This window comes from Arthrobacter sp. CJ23, from assembly GCF_024741795.1.
GTDB lineage: Bacteria > Actinomycetota > Actinomycetes > Actinomycetales > Micrococcaceae > Arthrobacter.
In genome coordinates, this window is the sequence record NZ_CP102950.1 from 1,034,951 (window position 1) to 1,049,359 (window position 14,409).

Consider the following 14,409-nt stretch of genomic DNA (forward strand, 5'->3'; position numbering starts at 1 on the left):
GCTGCAATAACAGGGCCGCTGGGCGGCCTGAAAGGTTCGTGAATGAAGGCTCTACCCGTTGAACCGAGCAATGTACCCGTTGCCATCGGTTCCAGAATCCGCGCCGCCCGCCAGTCGCAGCGCCTCACCATCGAACAGGTTGCGGACGCCACCGGCCTGACCAAGGGGTTCCTCAGCCGTGTGGAGCGGGACCTGACGTCGCCGTCGGTCGCTTCGCTTGTCACGCTGTGCCAGGTCCTGTCGGTCTCCGTCGGTGACCTGTTTGCGGCCCCGGAAACCCACCTGACCCGGCGCGACGACGGGCCCAGGATTTCGCTCGGCGGCGAGGGGATTGTCGAGCGGCTGCTGACGGCCCGTTCCGAGCGCCGCCTGCAGATCCTGCGGGCCATCATCGAACCCCGCGGCCGCGGGGAGTCAGAGTTGTACGCCGTGGACTGCGACGTCGACGTCCTCCATGTGGTCAAGGGGCGCATCAAGCTGATCCTGACCAACGAGGAGTATGAGCTTGAGGAGGGCGACACCCTGTCCTTCCCCGGCCGGGAGCCCCACACCTGGGTCAACCCCACCGACGAGACCGTCGAGGTCCTCTGGATCCTGGTTCCCGCCGCAAGCCGGTAGGCCTGGTTTCCCGTTTCGACGGTTCCCCGCGTTCCCGATGTTGCGACGCATCGAACGTGCGGGGAGCCGTCGAAGCGGCCGCGCGACTTACCCCACGTGGACCCAGGGCCGGCGGGTGATATCCGGTTCGGCTTCGCGCAGCACTTCGCGGGTGACCGGGGCGATCTCGCCCTCGCCGAAGAACAGGAACTTGCTCAGGTTGGCGATCGGGTTGCCCTCGGTCCAGCGGAAGTAGATGTGCGGCATGAGGCCGGTGACGTCGCGGATGTGGAGCAGTACGGCCGCGAGGGTGTTGGGCACGTTGTTGCTGTGGACTTCCAGGATCTTGAAGCCGTGGCGTTCCTTGCCAACCACCTGCAGTTCCTGCTCGAAGTCCGAGCTGTCGTCCACGATGATCTCAATGAACACCGCATCGCTGTCCGCCGGCAGGTGGTTGGCCTGTTCCGCATGGGAGAGCTTCTCGCGGTAACGGTCCGCGCTGAGCCGCTTGGGCTCGTGGGCGATGATCCGGATGGGCCCTTCCTCGTTGGCGGCGGTGAATTCGAGGGCCTTCTCGTCCATCTTGATGTGCGTGGCGCGCAGCTCGAAGGAGCGACGCACGCGCGAGGCGAAGCTGACCACCACGATGCCCAGGATGAACAGTGCCGCGATGCGGATGCCGTCCGGCCTTTCCACCACATTCGCCACGGTGGTGTAGGTGAACACGACGGCGACAGCCCCGAACGCGATGGTCTTGCCGCGCTGCTTCTTCCGCCGGGCGGAGAGCGTGACGGCGATCGAGGCGGAAGTCATGAGCACCAGGACGCCGGTGGCGTAGGCGCCGCCCTGGGCCTCCACGTTGGCCTCGAAGACGATGGTGATGAGGAAGCCGATGGCCGTGAACAGCAGGACCAGCGGCCGGACTGCACGGGTCCACGCCGGGGCCATGCCGAAGCGCGGCAGGTACCGCGGCACCAGGTTCAGGAGCCCGGCCATGGCGGAAGCGCCGGCGAACCACAGGATGGCGATGGTGCTGATGTCGTAGACGGTGCCGAAACCGTCGCCCAGGTACTGGTGCGCCAGGAAGGCCAGGGCGCGGCCATTGGCCTTGCCCCCGGGCTCGAACTCGGCGGCCGGAATCAGGAACGTGGTGATGAAGCTTGAGGCGATGAGGAACGCGCTCATGATGAGCGCCGCCGTCGTGAGCAGTTTGTGCGCGCCGCGGATGCGGCCCGCCGGGCGGGCCTCCGTGTCGTCCGGATCGCCCTTGATCTGCGGCATGACGGCCACGCCGGTTTCGAAGCCGGACAGGCCCAAGGCGAGTTTCGGGAAGACCAGCAGGGCGATGCCGATCATCATCAGCGGATTGCCATGCTGCTGGTTCAGGGCCGCCCACCAGTCGGTCACCAGGTGGGCCTCGGTGGACACGTGGAACAGGCCAACGACGACCACCACCAGGTTGAGTGCCAGGAAAGCGCCCACCAGCAGCACAGCCACGTTGATGGCTTCCTTGAACCCGCGCAGGAACACGATTCCCAGGCCGGCGATCAGCGCCAGCGTGATGGCCACTTCCTGGCCGTGGAGCCACTCGGGGGCGAAGGGGTTTTCGATGGCGTGGGCGCTCGCGTCGGCGGCCGAGAGGGTCATGGTGATCATGAAGTCGGTGGCGGCGAATCCCAGCAGGGCCAGGACGAACAGCTTGCCGCCCCAGCGGGGGAGGAGCCGCTCCAGCATGGCTATGGAACCTTCGCCTCGGGGGCTTTCCGATGCCACCCTGCGGTACACGGGCAGGGCGCCGAGCAGTGTCACGGCCACCAGGACGATCGTGGCAATGGGCGAGACCATGCCCGCGGCCAGGGCGGCGATTGCCGGCTGGTAGCCGAGCGTGGAGAAGTAGTCCACGCCGGTGAGGCACATGACCTTCCACCAGGCCTGGGGTGCGTGACCGGCGTCGGGCTGGCCGTGCGTTGCCTTCCGCTTGCCGGCGATGTCCGGCATGCCCTCCAGCAGCCAGGGCTTGAACCGGGGCTCGTGCTTCCGGTGGTCGGAGGGGTCGGCCGGGGGCCTGGTCAGGGTGGTCACGTGGTCCTTTCGCGCAGCCTGGAGGCTGCTCCAGAAGGAGCGTATGGCCGGGCCCGACGGCGGGACCCCGGTTTTTATGGAATCTTTACGCCTCTTGTGACGGGCGTCTCATGCGCCAAGAGAATCTGCTCGTAAACATGTGATGCATATAGGGCAACTTTGAGTGTATGATGGGTGTCACAGTCATCAATCGATCTCGAAGGAGAGGCGTATTTTGGAAGAGCTTCGCATTGAGGCCAACGGCAACCTCGGCCCCATTGATTCGTCCCGCATCCCGCGCTACGCAGGTGCCGCCACGTATGCCCGCCTTCCGCGACTCGACCAGGTCGCCAAGGCCGATGTCACTGTTGTCGGCGTCCCGTTCGACTCCGGCGTTTCCTACCGCCCGGGCGCCCGCTTCGGCGCCAACCACGTGCGTGAAGCAAGCCGCCTGCTCCGCCCGTACAATCCTGCCTGGGACGTCAGCCCCTTCGAGAACATCCAGGTAGCCGACGCCGGCGACATGGCGGTGAACCCGTTCAACATCAACGAGGCCATCGAGACCATCCAGCAGAACGCCCTGGACCTGACGGCCAACGGCAGCAAGCTCGTGACCCTCGGTGGCGACCACACCATCGCGCTGCCGCTGCTCCGCGCCGCCGCCGAACGCGCCGGCGAGCCTGTCGCCATGCTGCACTTCGACGCCCACCTGGATACCTGGGACACCTATTTCGGCGCCGAGTACACCCACGGCACGCCGTTCCGCCGCGCCGTCGAAGAGGGCATCCTGGACACCGAGGCCATCAGCCACGTAGGTACCCGAGGCCCGCTGTACGGCAAGAAGGACCTCGACGACGACCACCGCTTTGGATTCGGCATCGTCACCTCCGCCGACGTCTACTACCAGGGCGTCGCCGAGACCGTGGCCAAGATCCGCGACCGCATCGGCAACCGCCCGCTGTACATCTCCGTGGACATCGACGTCCTGGACCCGGCCCACGCCCCCGGCACCGGCACCCCCGAGGCCGGCGGCATCACCAGCCGCGAACTCCTCGAAATCATCCGCGGCTTCCGGGGCATGAACCTCGTGGGCGCAGACATTGTGGAGGTGGCCCCGGCCTACGACCATGCCGAAATCACCGGCGTCGCAGGCAGCCACGTTGCCTACGAACTCGTCACCCTGATGGCCGACATTGCCGTGGAAGGCGACCGCCGCGGCGCCCCCAACGGCTACGCCGCCCAGGCCCTCGGTGCCCGCATTGCCGAGCTCGCCGCCGCCACCCAGGCTGCCGGAGGAATCAAGTGATCGATTTCGACCCCGGCACAGCAGCCCCCACCAAGGGCACCAGCCAGCGCAACGGCGGGGACCTCGTCGTCGAGACCCTCGAAGCGCTCGGCGCGAAGACCGTCTTCGGCATCCCCGGGCAGCACGCCCTGGGCCTGTTCGACGCCATGGGCCGCGGCAACCTCCACTTCGTGTCCTCCCGAGTGGAGAACAACTCCGCCTTCGCCGCTGACGGGTACTCCCGCGCCACCGGTGAAGTCGGCGTGCTGTTCCTGTCCACCGGTCCCGGCGCGCTGACGTCCCTGGCCGGCCTGCAGGAGGCCTACGCCACCGGCGTTCCCATGGTGGTCGTGGCCAGCCAGATTCCACTCGAAGGCCTGGGTGCGCGCCGCAAGGGCATGCTGCACCAGCTCGATGACCAGAAGGCCTCGGCCGCCAACGTCACCAAGAGCCAGCGCCTCATCCAGCACGCCTCCGGCATCCCCTCCGCCATCCAGGACGCCTGGACCGAGGCCATCTCCTCGCCCCAGGGCCCCGTGTGGATCGAGATCCCGCAGAACGTGCTCCTGGACCCCATCATGGTGCCCCCGGTAGAGGATGCCCTGGCCGAGGCGGCGGACAACCCGCCGCGCGTTGAGCTGATCCGCGAAGCCGTGAAGTGGCTCTCGACGGCGGAGCGTCCGGCCATCATCGCCGGCGGCGGTACGCGCCGCGGCCGGGCCGAGAAGTCCCTGCTCTCGATTGCCGAGCAGCTGCGGGCCCCGGTCATCTGCACCCCTGGCGGCAACGGCGCGTTCCCGTGGACCCACGAGCTCTCGCTGCAGTCCTGGATCGAGGACCGGTACATGACCGAGCTCCTCGAGGACGCGGACGTGCTGATCGTGATCGGCTCGTCGCTGGGCGAAGTCACGTCCAACTACTTCACCTTTGAACCACGCGGCCGGATCATCCAGATCGACGCCGAACCCCGCGTCCTCGAGTCCAACCGTCCCGGCCTGGGCATCCGTGCCGACGCCGGGCAGGCACTGGCCACCCTCGACGAGGCGCTGGCAGCGGCAGGTGCCGCCGGAAACTCGGCGCTGCGCAGCTGGCACGGTACCTCGCCCGAGGACCTCGTCAAGGAATCCCTGGCCAAGGTCAAGGCCCGCCTGGAATCCCAGGACCTCGGCAAGGAACTGAAGTTCATGTCCGATATCCGCGAAGCGGTACCGGCGGGCATGCAGACGTTCTGGGACATGACCATTTCCGCGTACTGGGGTTGGAGCTGCTGGGATGCCCGCGAGGGCCAGTTCCACTCCGCGCAGGGAGCCGGCGGCCTCGGCTACGGCTTCCCCGCGGCCATCGGCGGTGCCGTCGGCCTGGAAACCACCGGCAAGCCCGGCGGCTCGGCGCGGGTCCTGGCCGTGTCCGGCGACGGCTCGTCCATGTACTCCATCTCGGAACTCGCCACCGCCAAGCAGCACAACATCCCGGTCACCTGGCTGATCGTGGACGACGGTGGCTACGGCATCCTGCGCGAATACATGGTGGGCGCCTTCGGTAAGGCCACGGCCACCGAGCTCGCCCGCCCGGACTTCGTCAAGCTCGCCGAATCCTTCGGCGTCCCGGCCCGCCGGGTGGCCCCGGAGGACGTCGGGGACGCGCTGAAGGCGTCCTTTGAAGCGGACGGTCCCAACGTCGTCGTGGTTGAGACCCTGCTGAAGATGTTCGGCCCCACCCACCTGGACGACTAAGGACTAGGGGCTGCTGATCGGTGAGGCCACCACTACTACGTTCTTGCCCATGGGGTCCTCGGTGTAGCAACTGATCAAGACAAGGCGGTTCGGCACGGCCTGCCAGATGGGGCTGTCCTTCAATGTCGATTTCAGGTACGTGGTGATGGAGTCCACCCTGTAGGTCATGGTTCCGGACGCGGTCGCGACTGCCAGTTCATCTCCGGGAGTCGCGGCCGCGCTCAGGTGGTTAAACGGGGCATCCCGGTCCTCCCAGCTATGGCCGAGGACATAGGTGGTGTTCGAGGACCCCGCCCCCGGCATCCCATAGAGGGCGAGCCAATAGCCGTCCATGGTTGCCGGCGGCTCAATGGCCTGGCTCGCGATATCCTCGGCGCTCGGCTGCAGCGGATGGATTTCCACGTCAATACTTGCCTTCGGGTACACGATGCGGGAGGGGGCGGCCGCCCGAGGGAAGTTCGGAGCCGGAGCAGCGGGGGGCTGCCCGGCGTCGGGTGACGCGGACGCAGGATCCAGTGCTCGGGCCGGCCACGCTGTGGAGGGAGCCTGAGCGGCCAAGGTCTCGTTTCTGCCACCGGGGCTTGGGCTTGCCGATTGCCCGGCCAGCAGGCCCGGCAGAAACGTCAAGGCAAGGAAGGCCAGCACACCGCAGGCCAGCAGCAGGATGTCGCCCCGGTTCAGGCCCCATGGCCAGGCCTTCCTGGCCGCCCGGTGGCGATGGCTGCTGCTGTGGATTAGCATCACAATCCTTCATCCGGATGTCAGTGGAACTGCCCGGACATGCAATGAGCGCCGCACCGTTGTAGTGTGCGGCGCTCATTGCATGTCCGGCTTGAGCCTAAATTCCTCGGGACCGTTGCCTCTTTCGCAGAGCCACAATGGTTCCAGCCGTCAGGAGGAGAGCTGCCCCAAGCACTGACAGCGGCGTCCCGGAGTTGTGGGTGCTGACCGCCGTCTGGGCGTTGAAGCCCTGGTTGACCACAGCAGGTGCCGCAGCGGCGACTGCCGCCGCAGGTGCCGCAGCGCCGACTGCCGCCGCAGCGCCGGCCTTAGGAACGGCGGGATTCACTGCCTGCGGGACGACTGGGGCTGCAGCCTCCGGTACGTCGTCGCCGCCGTTGCCGCCGCCGTTGTTGCCGCCGCCGTTGCCGCCGCCGTTGCCGCCGCCGTTGTTGCCGCCGCCGTTGTTGTTGCTGCCGCCGTTGTTGTTGCTGCCGCCGTTGTTGCTGCCGCCGTTGCCGCCGCCGTTGTTGTCGCCGTTGTTGTCGCCGTTGTTGCCGCCGTTGTTGTTGCCGCCGCCGTTGTTGTTGCTGCCGCCGTTGTTGCCGCCGCCGTTGTTGTCGCCGTTGTTGCCGCCGCCGTTGCCGCCGCCGTTGTTGTTGCTGCCGCCGTTGTTGTTGCCGCCGCCGTTGTTGTTGTTGCCGCCGTTGTTGCCGCCGCCGTTGTTGCCGCCGCCGTTGTTGCCGCCGCTGCCGTTGCCGCCGCTGCCGTTGCCGCCGGTGTTGTTGTCGCCGCCGTTGTTGGTGCCGCCGTTGCCGTTGGCGCCGGTGTTGTTGCCACCGCCGTTGTTGCCGGATTGGTTCTCAGCGTTGACCAGTCCGCTGAGAGGGGTCTGGGACGAATTCGTAATCTGGCTTGTGTTTTGATGGCCGGCGTTCACGGTAGGGACTGCGATTGCCGGCCCTGATGCGCCGAGCAGGGCAAGGCCTACAACGCTGGCTAAAGCAAGGATGCGTCTCATCGTGGTTCTCCATCCAATCTGATCGAAACTGACCAGACCGCCCGAGCAACCGTCTTCAGTAAGGTCCCCATCACTACCTGAGACGCGTCGATGATTGCTGTATGCGGAATCAGCAGTTCTCCTGTCTGTTCAGGCTAGAATTCCGCGCCGGGATAGTCGCGAGTAGTGAGTACCCGTCTTTTCAGTCGCAGGCCACTTGGATCCGGCGCGAGTACTCTAGGGCCGGCGGAGGCCTACTGGGATTGCATCGAGCGTTGAGTCTCCTTCAGTGCCGCACTTCATTAGTTGCCCAAAGTAATCAATTAAGATTATAGTTGCTTCAGGCAATGAAAATGAGGTGTCTTCCATGTCCGTCGGGCCAAGCACGGCAACCGAACTCGTCCACCAGATCTTCGACCTCCAGCGCACCTTGCGCTGCGCGGTCTCTGCCCACCTTTCCAAGGTGCCGGACATCGGCCTGGCCCTGCAGGGGGTGATGCGCTTCATCGGCGACGGCGAGTCGCGCGCCGGGCAGGTGGCCGCACGCCTGGGCGTCACGGCACCGGTCCTGAGCCGGCACATCGCGGAGCTCGAGGAACTGGGCCTGGTGGACCGGCGGCCGGATCCGGCAGATGGCAGGGCCCAGTTGCTGGTGCTCACAGGGACCGGCGCCGCCAAACTGCGCGAGTTCGAGGAACGGCGCAGCGAACGGGTCCGCAACTACCTCTCTGACTGGAGCGAGGAAGACGCGCTCGAAGCAACACGGGTTTTGCAGAAACTCACGGCGTCGCTCCAGGACGCACCCCGGGCAATGGCGGCCGGTTCCTCCCACACGAACCAGACAGCTTAGGAGCCGCCCGATGGCCAGCCCAACCCTTGAACGCCCGACGGCGGTGCAGGCCGCCGCGCCGATGACGCACCGCCAGATCATGGAGGCCCTGACGGGCCTGCTCGCCGCCTTCTTCACCGCGATCCTCAGCAGCACCATCGTGGCCAACGCGCTGCCGACCATCATGTCCGAACTCGAAGGCACCCAGACCGACTTCGCCTGGGTGATCACCGCTGCGCTCTTGGCCAACGCCGCCACCACGCCCATCTGGGGCAAGCTCGCGGACCTGTTCGACAAGAAACTTCTCGTCCAGCTGAGCATCGTGATCTTCGTGGCTGGCTCCGTGATGGCAGGCTTCTCTGAGTCCATCCCCTTCCTGCTGACCGCGCGTGTCATCCAGGGCGTCGCGATGGGCGGGCTCACCGCCCTGGCCCAGGCCATCATCGGCTCCATGATTCCGCCACGGGACCGCGGCAAGTACTCCGGCTACATGGGAGCGGTCATGGCCGTCGGTACCGCGGGTGGCCCGCTCCTGGGCGGTTTCATCGTTGACAGCCCGCTGGGCTGGCGCTGGACGTTCTTCGTCTGCGTGCCACTCGCCGTCGTCGCGCTCATCCTGCTCCAGGTGACCCTCAAGATCCAGCACATCAAGCGCCCCGCCAAAATCGACTGGCTCGGCTCCATCCTGCTGACCGCGGGCGTCAGCCTGATCCTCATCTGGGTGTCCTTCGCCGGCAACCCCGACTACTACGACTGGATCTCCTGGCAGTCGGCCGTGATGGTGGGCGGCGGCGTGCTGCTGCTGGCCCTGCTGGTATTCGTGGAATCCAAGGTGGCCGAGCCCATCATCCCGCTCAAGATCATCTCCGAGCGCACCACCGCCCTGGCCATCCTGGCCTCGGTGGCCGTCGGCATCGCGATGTTCAGCTCCTCCACGTTCCTTGGCCAGTACTTCCAGGTGGCCCGCGGTGCCACGCCCACCGAAGCCGGCCTCCTGACCCTGCCCATGATTGCGGGCAACCTGCTGGGCTCCGTGGCCTCCGGCATCCTGATCAGCCGCTTCGGCAAGTGGAAGCGGTTCCTGATTGCCGGCGGGCTCTTCCTGATCGGCGGCCTCGGCTTTGCGGGGACCATCGACCACACCACCGAATTGTGGCTCGTGTCCATCTACACCGCCGCCTTCGGCCTGGGCCTGGGCATGATGATGCAGAACCTGGTCCTGGCTGTGCAGAACACCGTGCAGGCCAAGGACATCGGCACGGCCAGCGCCTCGGTGGCGTTCTTCCGCTCCGTAGGCGGCGCGATCGGCGTCTCGGTGCTCGGTGCCGTGATGGGCAACCACGTCAAGGACCTTGCCGCGCAGGGGCTCGCCGCCGCACACATCCCCGTAGGGGGTGGATCCGCCGGCGCCAGCATGGACCTGGTCCACCTGCCCGAACCCGTCCGCGAGATCATGCGCGCCGCCTACGGCGACGCCACGGCCCGGATCTTCCTGGTGGCCGCCGCCATCAGCGTGGTGGCCCTGGTGGCCGTGCTGTTCATCAAGGAGCGCCCGCTGCGGCGGACCGTGGATGTGCGGCAGGCGGATGCGGCTGGGGAACCGGTGGAGACGGCCGCGGAGACGGCCACGGCGGACGCCGACGCCGCCACCGAACTGGAGCCAGCCGCCGCGAAGGCCTGAAATACTCCGCTGGGATGATCTTTGTCCGATGTTGTTTCGCTGAGGCAACGGATTTCGTAGAGTGGTTCATCTAAGACTGTCAGCCCCTGCTGGTACTAATTTCCTGAACCTATTCGCGCACTCTTTCTAAGGATCCGTGGGCATGCTTGTCACACTGATACGGCGCTATTCCAAGCCGTATTTGCCGCAAATTCTGGCCGTCCTCATCTTCCAACTGGCATCCACCATCGCCACCCTGTACCTCCCAAGCCTCAATGCCAAGATCATTGACGAGGGAGTTTCCCGGGGCGATACCGACTTCATTTGGCGGACGGGTGCACTCATGCTCGCCGTGGCCTTCGGCCAGGTGCTGACCGCCATCGCCGCCGTCTACTTCGGTGCCAGGACAGCCATGGCGATCGGCCGCGACCTCCGCCGGAGCGTTTTCCGGCAGGTGAGCGGATTCTCCGCCCAGGACGTCAACCGCTTCGGCGCGCCCACGCTGATCACCCGTGGCACCAACGACGTCCAGCAGGTCCAGATGCTGGTGCTCATGGGATTGAACTTCATGGTGGCCACGCCCATCATGTGCATCGGCGGCATCATCATGGCCCTGCGCGAGGACCTCAGCCTGTCCTGGCTGGTGTGGGTTTCCGTGCCGATCCTGATCGCCGTGGTGGGCTACCTGGTGGTCCGCCTTATGCCGTTGTTCCGTTCCATGCAGAAGAAGATCGACGCCATCAACGGCGTCCTGCGCGAGCAAATCATCGGCATCCGCGTGGTCCGTGCCTTCGTGCGTGAACCGTACGAGGCCAAGCGCTTCGGTGAGGCCAACCGCGATCTGACCGAGGTATCGGTGAAGATCGGCAACCTGTTCGTCCTCATGTTCCCGGCCATCGGCATGATCCTGCACCTGTCCACCGCTGCCGTGCTGTGGTTCGGCGGCCAGCGCGTGGATTCGGGGGACATGCAGGTGGGAGCCCTGACCGCGTTCCTGCAGTACCTCCTGCAGATCCTGATCGCCGTCATGATGGGCACGTTCATGGCCATGATGATCCCGCGCGCCTCGGTGTGTGCGGACCGCATCGGCGAAGTGCTCGACGTCGAATCCTCCATCCACGACCCCGCGTCGCCGGTGGCTCCGGCCGAGAAGAAGGGTCGCGTGGAATTCCGCGACGTCACGTTCAAGTACCCGGGGGCCGAGGCTCCCGTGCTGAGCAACATCTCCTTCACCGCCGAGCCCGGGCAGACGCTCGCCATCATCGGTTCCACCGGTGCCGGCAAGTCGACCCTGGTGTCCCTGCTGCCGCGCCTCTACGACGTCGCCTCCGGCGATGTACTGCTCGACGGCGTTCCTGTCACCGAACTGGACCGGGCAGACATCACCAGCCGCGTGGCCACGGTGCCGCAGAAGCCCTACCTGTTCTCCGGCACCATCGAACACAATCTGCGGTTCGGCAAGACCGACGCCACGGAGCAAGAGCTGTGGGACGCGCTGGAGACGGCGCAGGCCAAGGACTTCGTCCAGGAAAAGTCCTCGGGGCTCAACCGCAGGGTGGCCCAGGGCGGAACCAACGTTTCCGGCGGGCAGCGCCAGCGCCTGTGCATCGCCCGGGCCCTGGTCACCAAGCCCAAGGTGTACCTGTTCGATGACTCCTTCTCGGCATTGGACGTCGCCACCGACTCCCGGCTCCGCAAGGCGCTCAAGGAGAAAACGCAGGACGCCACGGTAATCATCGTGGCCCAGCGCGTGTCCACCATCGCGGACGCCGACCAGATCCTGGTCTTGGACAATGGCAGGATCGTGGACCGGGGAACCCACGACGAACTCCTTGAAACTTCTCCCACGTACCAGGAAATCGTTGAATCACAGCTGGCTGCGGAGGAAGTGGCATGAGCGAGCACAAGCAGCAGAACAAGCCCGGCTGGGCCGCCAAAGCAGAAGCGGCCAAGGCCGCCCGTGCCGCCGAAGCGGAAGAATCCGCCGCGGCAGTGGACGTTGTTGACGACGACGACTTCGTCGAAGAGGAATACACTCCCGGCGAGGCCGACGGCGGCATGTTCGGCGACGTGCCGGCCAAGAAGGCCAAGGCCTTCTGGCCATCGGCCAAGCGCCTCATGGGCCTGCTGAAGCCGGAGGGCGCCGGCGTGATCATCGTGATCGGCCTCGTGGTGGTTTCCGTGGTCCTGAACGTGATCGCCCCGAAGATCCTGGGCAACGCCATGGACGTCATCTTCGGCGGCGTTATGGGCAAGCAGCTCCCTCCGGGAGTGACGCAGGAACAGTTCGCGGAGCTCATGCGCCAGCAGGGGCAGGGCAACTTCGCGGACATGGTCGCCAAAATGGAGCTCACCAACGGGATCGATTTCCCCAAGCTGACCTTCCTGATCTCGATCGTGCTCCTGATGTACTTCGTGGCCAACATGTTCCTCTGGGCCCAGGGCTGGCTCCTGAACAGGATCGTCATGCGGGTCATCAGGAAGCTCCGCGATGACGTGCAGTCCAAGCTCAACCGGCTTCCGCTGGACTACTTCGACACCCGCCAGCGCGGCGACATCCTGTCCCGGGTGACCAACGACGTCGACAATGTCCAGCAGGGCCTGCAGCAGGCGTTCGCCCAGCTGGTCAGCTCGGTCCTGACGGTGCTGGGCATCATCGTGATGATGTTCATCGTTTCCTGGGAGCTGGCCCTGATCGCCCTCATCGCGCTGCCGCTCTCCGGCATTGTGGCAGGCGTCATCGGCGCCCGCAGCCAGAAGCTCTTCGCCGCGCAGTGGAAGAACACCGGGGCGTTGAACGGCCAGATCGAGGAATCGTTCTCCGGCCACGACCTCGTCAAGGTCTTCGGCCGCGACGCGGACATGCTGGAGCGTTTCGACGAACGCAACGAAGCCCTCTACAAGGCGTCCTTCGGGGCGCAGTTCGTCTCCGGCGTGATCTTCCCGGCCATGAACTTCGTGTCCTACCTGGCGTATGTTGGCATCGCCGTCGTAGGCGGCCTGCGCGTGGCTTCCGGCTCCATGAGCCTGGGCGACGCCACCGCCTTCATCCAGTACTCACGCGAATTCACCCAGCCGCTGGGCCAGATTGCCGGCATGGCCAACATGCTGCAATCGGGTGTGGCTTCAGCCGAGCGTGTCTTCGAGTTCCTGGATGCCGATGAAGAGGTCAAAGAAAACGCCACGGGGCACCTGCCGGCCAAGACCGACGGTCATGTCGAATTCCAGCACGTCACCTTCAGCTACGTGGCCGACAGGCCGCTCATCGAGGACCTGTCCTTCAGCGCCGAACCGGGGCACACCGTGGCCATCGTCGGTCCTACCGGGGCCGGCAAGACCACCCTGGTCAACCTGGTCATGCGCTTCTACGAGCTCAACTCCGGCCGCATCACGTTGGATGGCGTGGACGTCAAGGAGCTCAGCCGTTCCGAGCTGCGCTCGAAGGTGGGCATGGTCCTCCAGGATGCCTGGCTGTTCGGCGGCACCATCTACGACAACATCAAGTACGGCAACCTGGACGCCACGGAGGAGCAGATCATGGAGGCGGCCAAGGCCACCTATGTGGACCGATTTGTCCGCGCACTCCCGGACGGCTACCAGACCATCATCGATGAGGAAGGCAGCAACGTCAGTGCCGGTGAGAAGCAGCTCATCACCATCGCCCGGGCCTTCGTGTCCGATCCTTCGCTGCTGATCCTGGACGAGGCCACGAGTTCCGTGGACACCCGTACCGAGCTGTTGCTGCAGAAGGCCATGGCCGCACTGCGCACTGACCGGACGAGCTTCGTGATCGCGCACCGCCTGTCCACCATCCGCGACGCCGACACCATCCTGGTGATGGAGAACGGCCAGATCGTGGAACAGGGCAACCACAACGAGCTGCTCGCACTCCAGGGCGCCTACTACCGGCTGTACATGTCGCAGTTCGCAGGCGAGGACGTGGAGGAAATCACCGTGGATGATTCGACGGCGGTGCACAGCTGAGCACCGTGGAGGCAAACACTGTAAAAGCAAACCCTATAGAACCAAGCACTGTGGAAGCGAACACGGCGGCGGTACCCCGGCGCATCGAAGTCCAGGTGCCCATGCGCTGGGGCGACATGGACGCCTACGGCCACATCAACAACGTGCAGATCATGCGGATGTTGGAGGAAGCCCGTATCGCGGCGTTCGGCCCGCCCCGCGGCGCCGGACTGCCGGGTGTCCAGCCTCCGGTGTCCCTCTTCAACGACGTTGAGGAGGGCACCATGGCATTGGTTGTGGAACACAAAGTCCGTTACGTGCGCACCCTGGAATACCGCAACGTTCCCGCCGTGGTGGAGATCTGGGTGGGAGCCGTGAAGGGGGCCAGCTTCGACCTCCACTACGTCATGAAGGACCCGGTGACACGTGAGGACTGCGTGAAGGCAACCACGCACCTGGCCTTCGTGGACGAAACCACGGGCCGGGTGCTGCGGCTGACCCCCGAACAGAAGCAGCGGCTGGAAGAATACCGGGCACCATAGCTCCAGGAGCCACCCCGGG

Annotated in this window: 11 protein-coding genes; 8 read left to right on the plus strand and 3 right to left on the minus strand. The window is 65.7% G+C overall.

Annotated features, from left to right (window positions below):
• The first annotated feature begins 42 nt into the window (after positions 1-42).
• Positions 43-618: a helix-turn-helix domain-containing protein gene (locus NVV90_RS04720; RefSeq protein WP_258440036.1), complete on the plus strand. Its 576-nt coding sequence runs from the start codon at positions 43-45 to the stop codon at positions 616-618.
• Between the two features lie 87 nt (positions 619-705).
• Here the strand turns inward: NVV90_RS04720 and NVV90_RS04725 are convergent, their stop codons facing one another.
• Positions 706-2,679, minus strand: coding sequence for an amino acid transporter (locus tag NVV90_RS04725; RefSeq protein WP_396125342.1), 1,974 nt, complete (start codon positions 2,677-2,679; stop codon positions 706-708).
• Positions 2,680-2,893: 214 nt separating this feature from the next.
• Between NVV90_RS04725 and speB the strand changes: the two genes are divergently transcribed.
• Positions 2,894-3,964 (plus strand): agmatinase, encoded by a 1,071-nt coding sequence (gene speB / locus NVV90_RS04730; protein ID WP_258440038.1) that lies wholly within the window; start codon positions 2,894-2,896, stop codon positions 3,962-3,964.
• On the plus strand, positions 3,961-5,676 hold the full coding sequence (locus tag NVV90_RS04735; protein WP_258440039.1) for a thiamine pyrophosphate-binding protein: 1,716 nt from the start codon (positions 3,961-3,963) through the stop codon (positions 5,674-5,676). Before speB ends, NVV90_RS04735 begins: the two co-directional genes overlap by 4 nt.
• 3 nt (positions 5,677-5,679) lie before the next feature.
• On the opposite strand, the gene NVV90_RS04740 is transcribed toward NVV90_RS04735, so the two are convergent.
• Positions 5,680-6,417, minus strand: a complete 738-nt coding sequence (locus NVV90_RS04740; protein WP_258440040.1) for a class F sortase — start codon at positions 6,415-6,417, stop codon at positions 5,680-5,682.
• Between the two features lie 97 nt (positions 6,418-6,514).
• Positions 6,515-7,417, minus strand: coding sequence for a hypothetical protein (locus tag NVV90_RS04745; RefSeq protein ID WP_258440041.1), 903 nt, complete (start codon positions 7,415-7,417; stop codon positions 6,515-6,517).
• A gap of 346 nt (positions 7,418-7,763) precedes the next feature.
• Here NVV90_RS04745 and NVV90_RS04750 point away from each other — a divergent pair, with 346 nt between their 5' ends.
• The 5 genes from NVV90_RS04750 (at position 7,764) to NVV90_RS04770 (ending at position 14,390) form a co-directional block, all read left to right on the plus strand.
• Positions 7,764-8,246, plus strand: coding sequence for a MarR family winged helix-turn-helix transcriptional regulator (locus tag NVV90_RS04750; RefSeq protein ID WP_258440042.1), 483 nt, complete (start codon positions 7,764-7,766; stop codon positions 8,244-8,246).
• Between the two features lie 10 nt (positions 8,247-8,256).
• The gene (locus tag NVV90_RS04755; protein ID WP_258440043.1) at positions 8,257-9,906 is read left to right on the plus strand and encodes an MFS transporter; all 1,650 of its coding nucleotides are present in this window, start codon (positions 8,257-8,259) and stop codon (positions 9,904-9,906) included.
• A gap of 142 nt (positions 9,907-10,048) precedes the next feature.
• Positions 10,049-11,782, plus strand: a complete 1,734-nt coding sequence (locus tag NVV90_RS04760; RefSeq protein WP_258440044.1) for an ABC transporter ATP-binding protein — start codon at positions 10,049-10,051, stop codon at positions 11,780-11,782.
• Entirely contained in the window at positions 11,779-13,869 is a 2,091-nt protein-coding gene (locus NVV90_RS04765) for an ABC transporter ATP-binding protein (protein WP_309304096.1), read from the plus strand. Before NVV90_RS04760 ends, NVV90_RS04765 begins: the two co-directional genes overlap by 4 nt.
• Positions 13,870-13,970: 101 nt before the next feature.
• Positions 13,971-14,390, plus strand: a complete 420-nt coding sequence (locus NVV90_RS04770; RefSeq protein WP_258441073.1) for a thioesterase family protein — start codon at positions 13,971-13,973, stop codon at positions 14,388-14,390.
• The last annotated feature ends 19 nt before the right edge of the window (positions 14,391-14,409 follow it).

Bases quoted from the DNA above. Each gene is read 5' to 3' on its own strand.
- NVV90_RS04740 (WP_258440040.1), bottom strand. From the start codon at position 6,417: ATGCTAATCCACAGCAGCAGCCATCGCCACCGGGCGGCCAGGAAGGCC.
- NVV90_RS04745 (WP_258440041.1), bottom strand. From the start codon at position 7,417: ATGAGACGCATCCTTGCTTTAGCCAGCGTTGTAGGCCTTGCCCTGCTC.
- NVV90_RS04750 (WP_258440042.1), top strand. From the start codon at position 7,764: ATGTCCGTCGGGCCAAGCACGGCAACCGAACTCGTCCACCAGATCTTC.
- NVV90_RS04765 (WP_309304096.1), top strand. From the start codon at position 11,779: ATGAGCGAGCACAAGCAGCAGAACAAGCCCGGCTGGGCCGCCAAAGCA.
- NVV90_RS04770 (WP_258441073.1), top strand. From the start codon at position 13,971: ATGCGCTGGGGCGACATGGACGCCTACGGCCACATCAACAACGTGCAG.
- NVV90_RS04720 (WP_258440036.1), top strand. From the start codon at position 43: ATGAAGGCTCTACCCGTTGAACCGAGCAATGTACCCGTTGCCATCGGT.
- NVV90_RS04760 (WP_258440044.1), top strand. From the start codon at position 10,049: ATGCTTGTCACACTGATACGGCGCTATTCCAAGCCGTATTTGCCGCAA.
- NVV90_RS04755 (WP_258440043.1), top strand. From the start codon at position 8,257: ATGGCCAGCCCAACCCTTGAACGCCCGACGGCGGTGCAGGCCGCCGCG.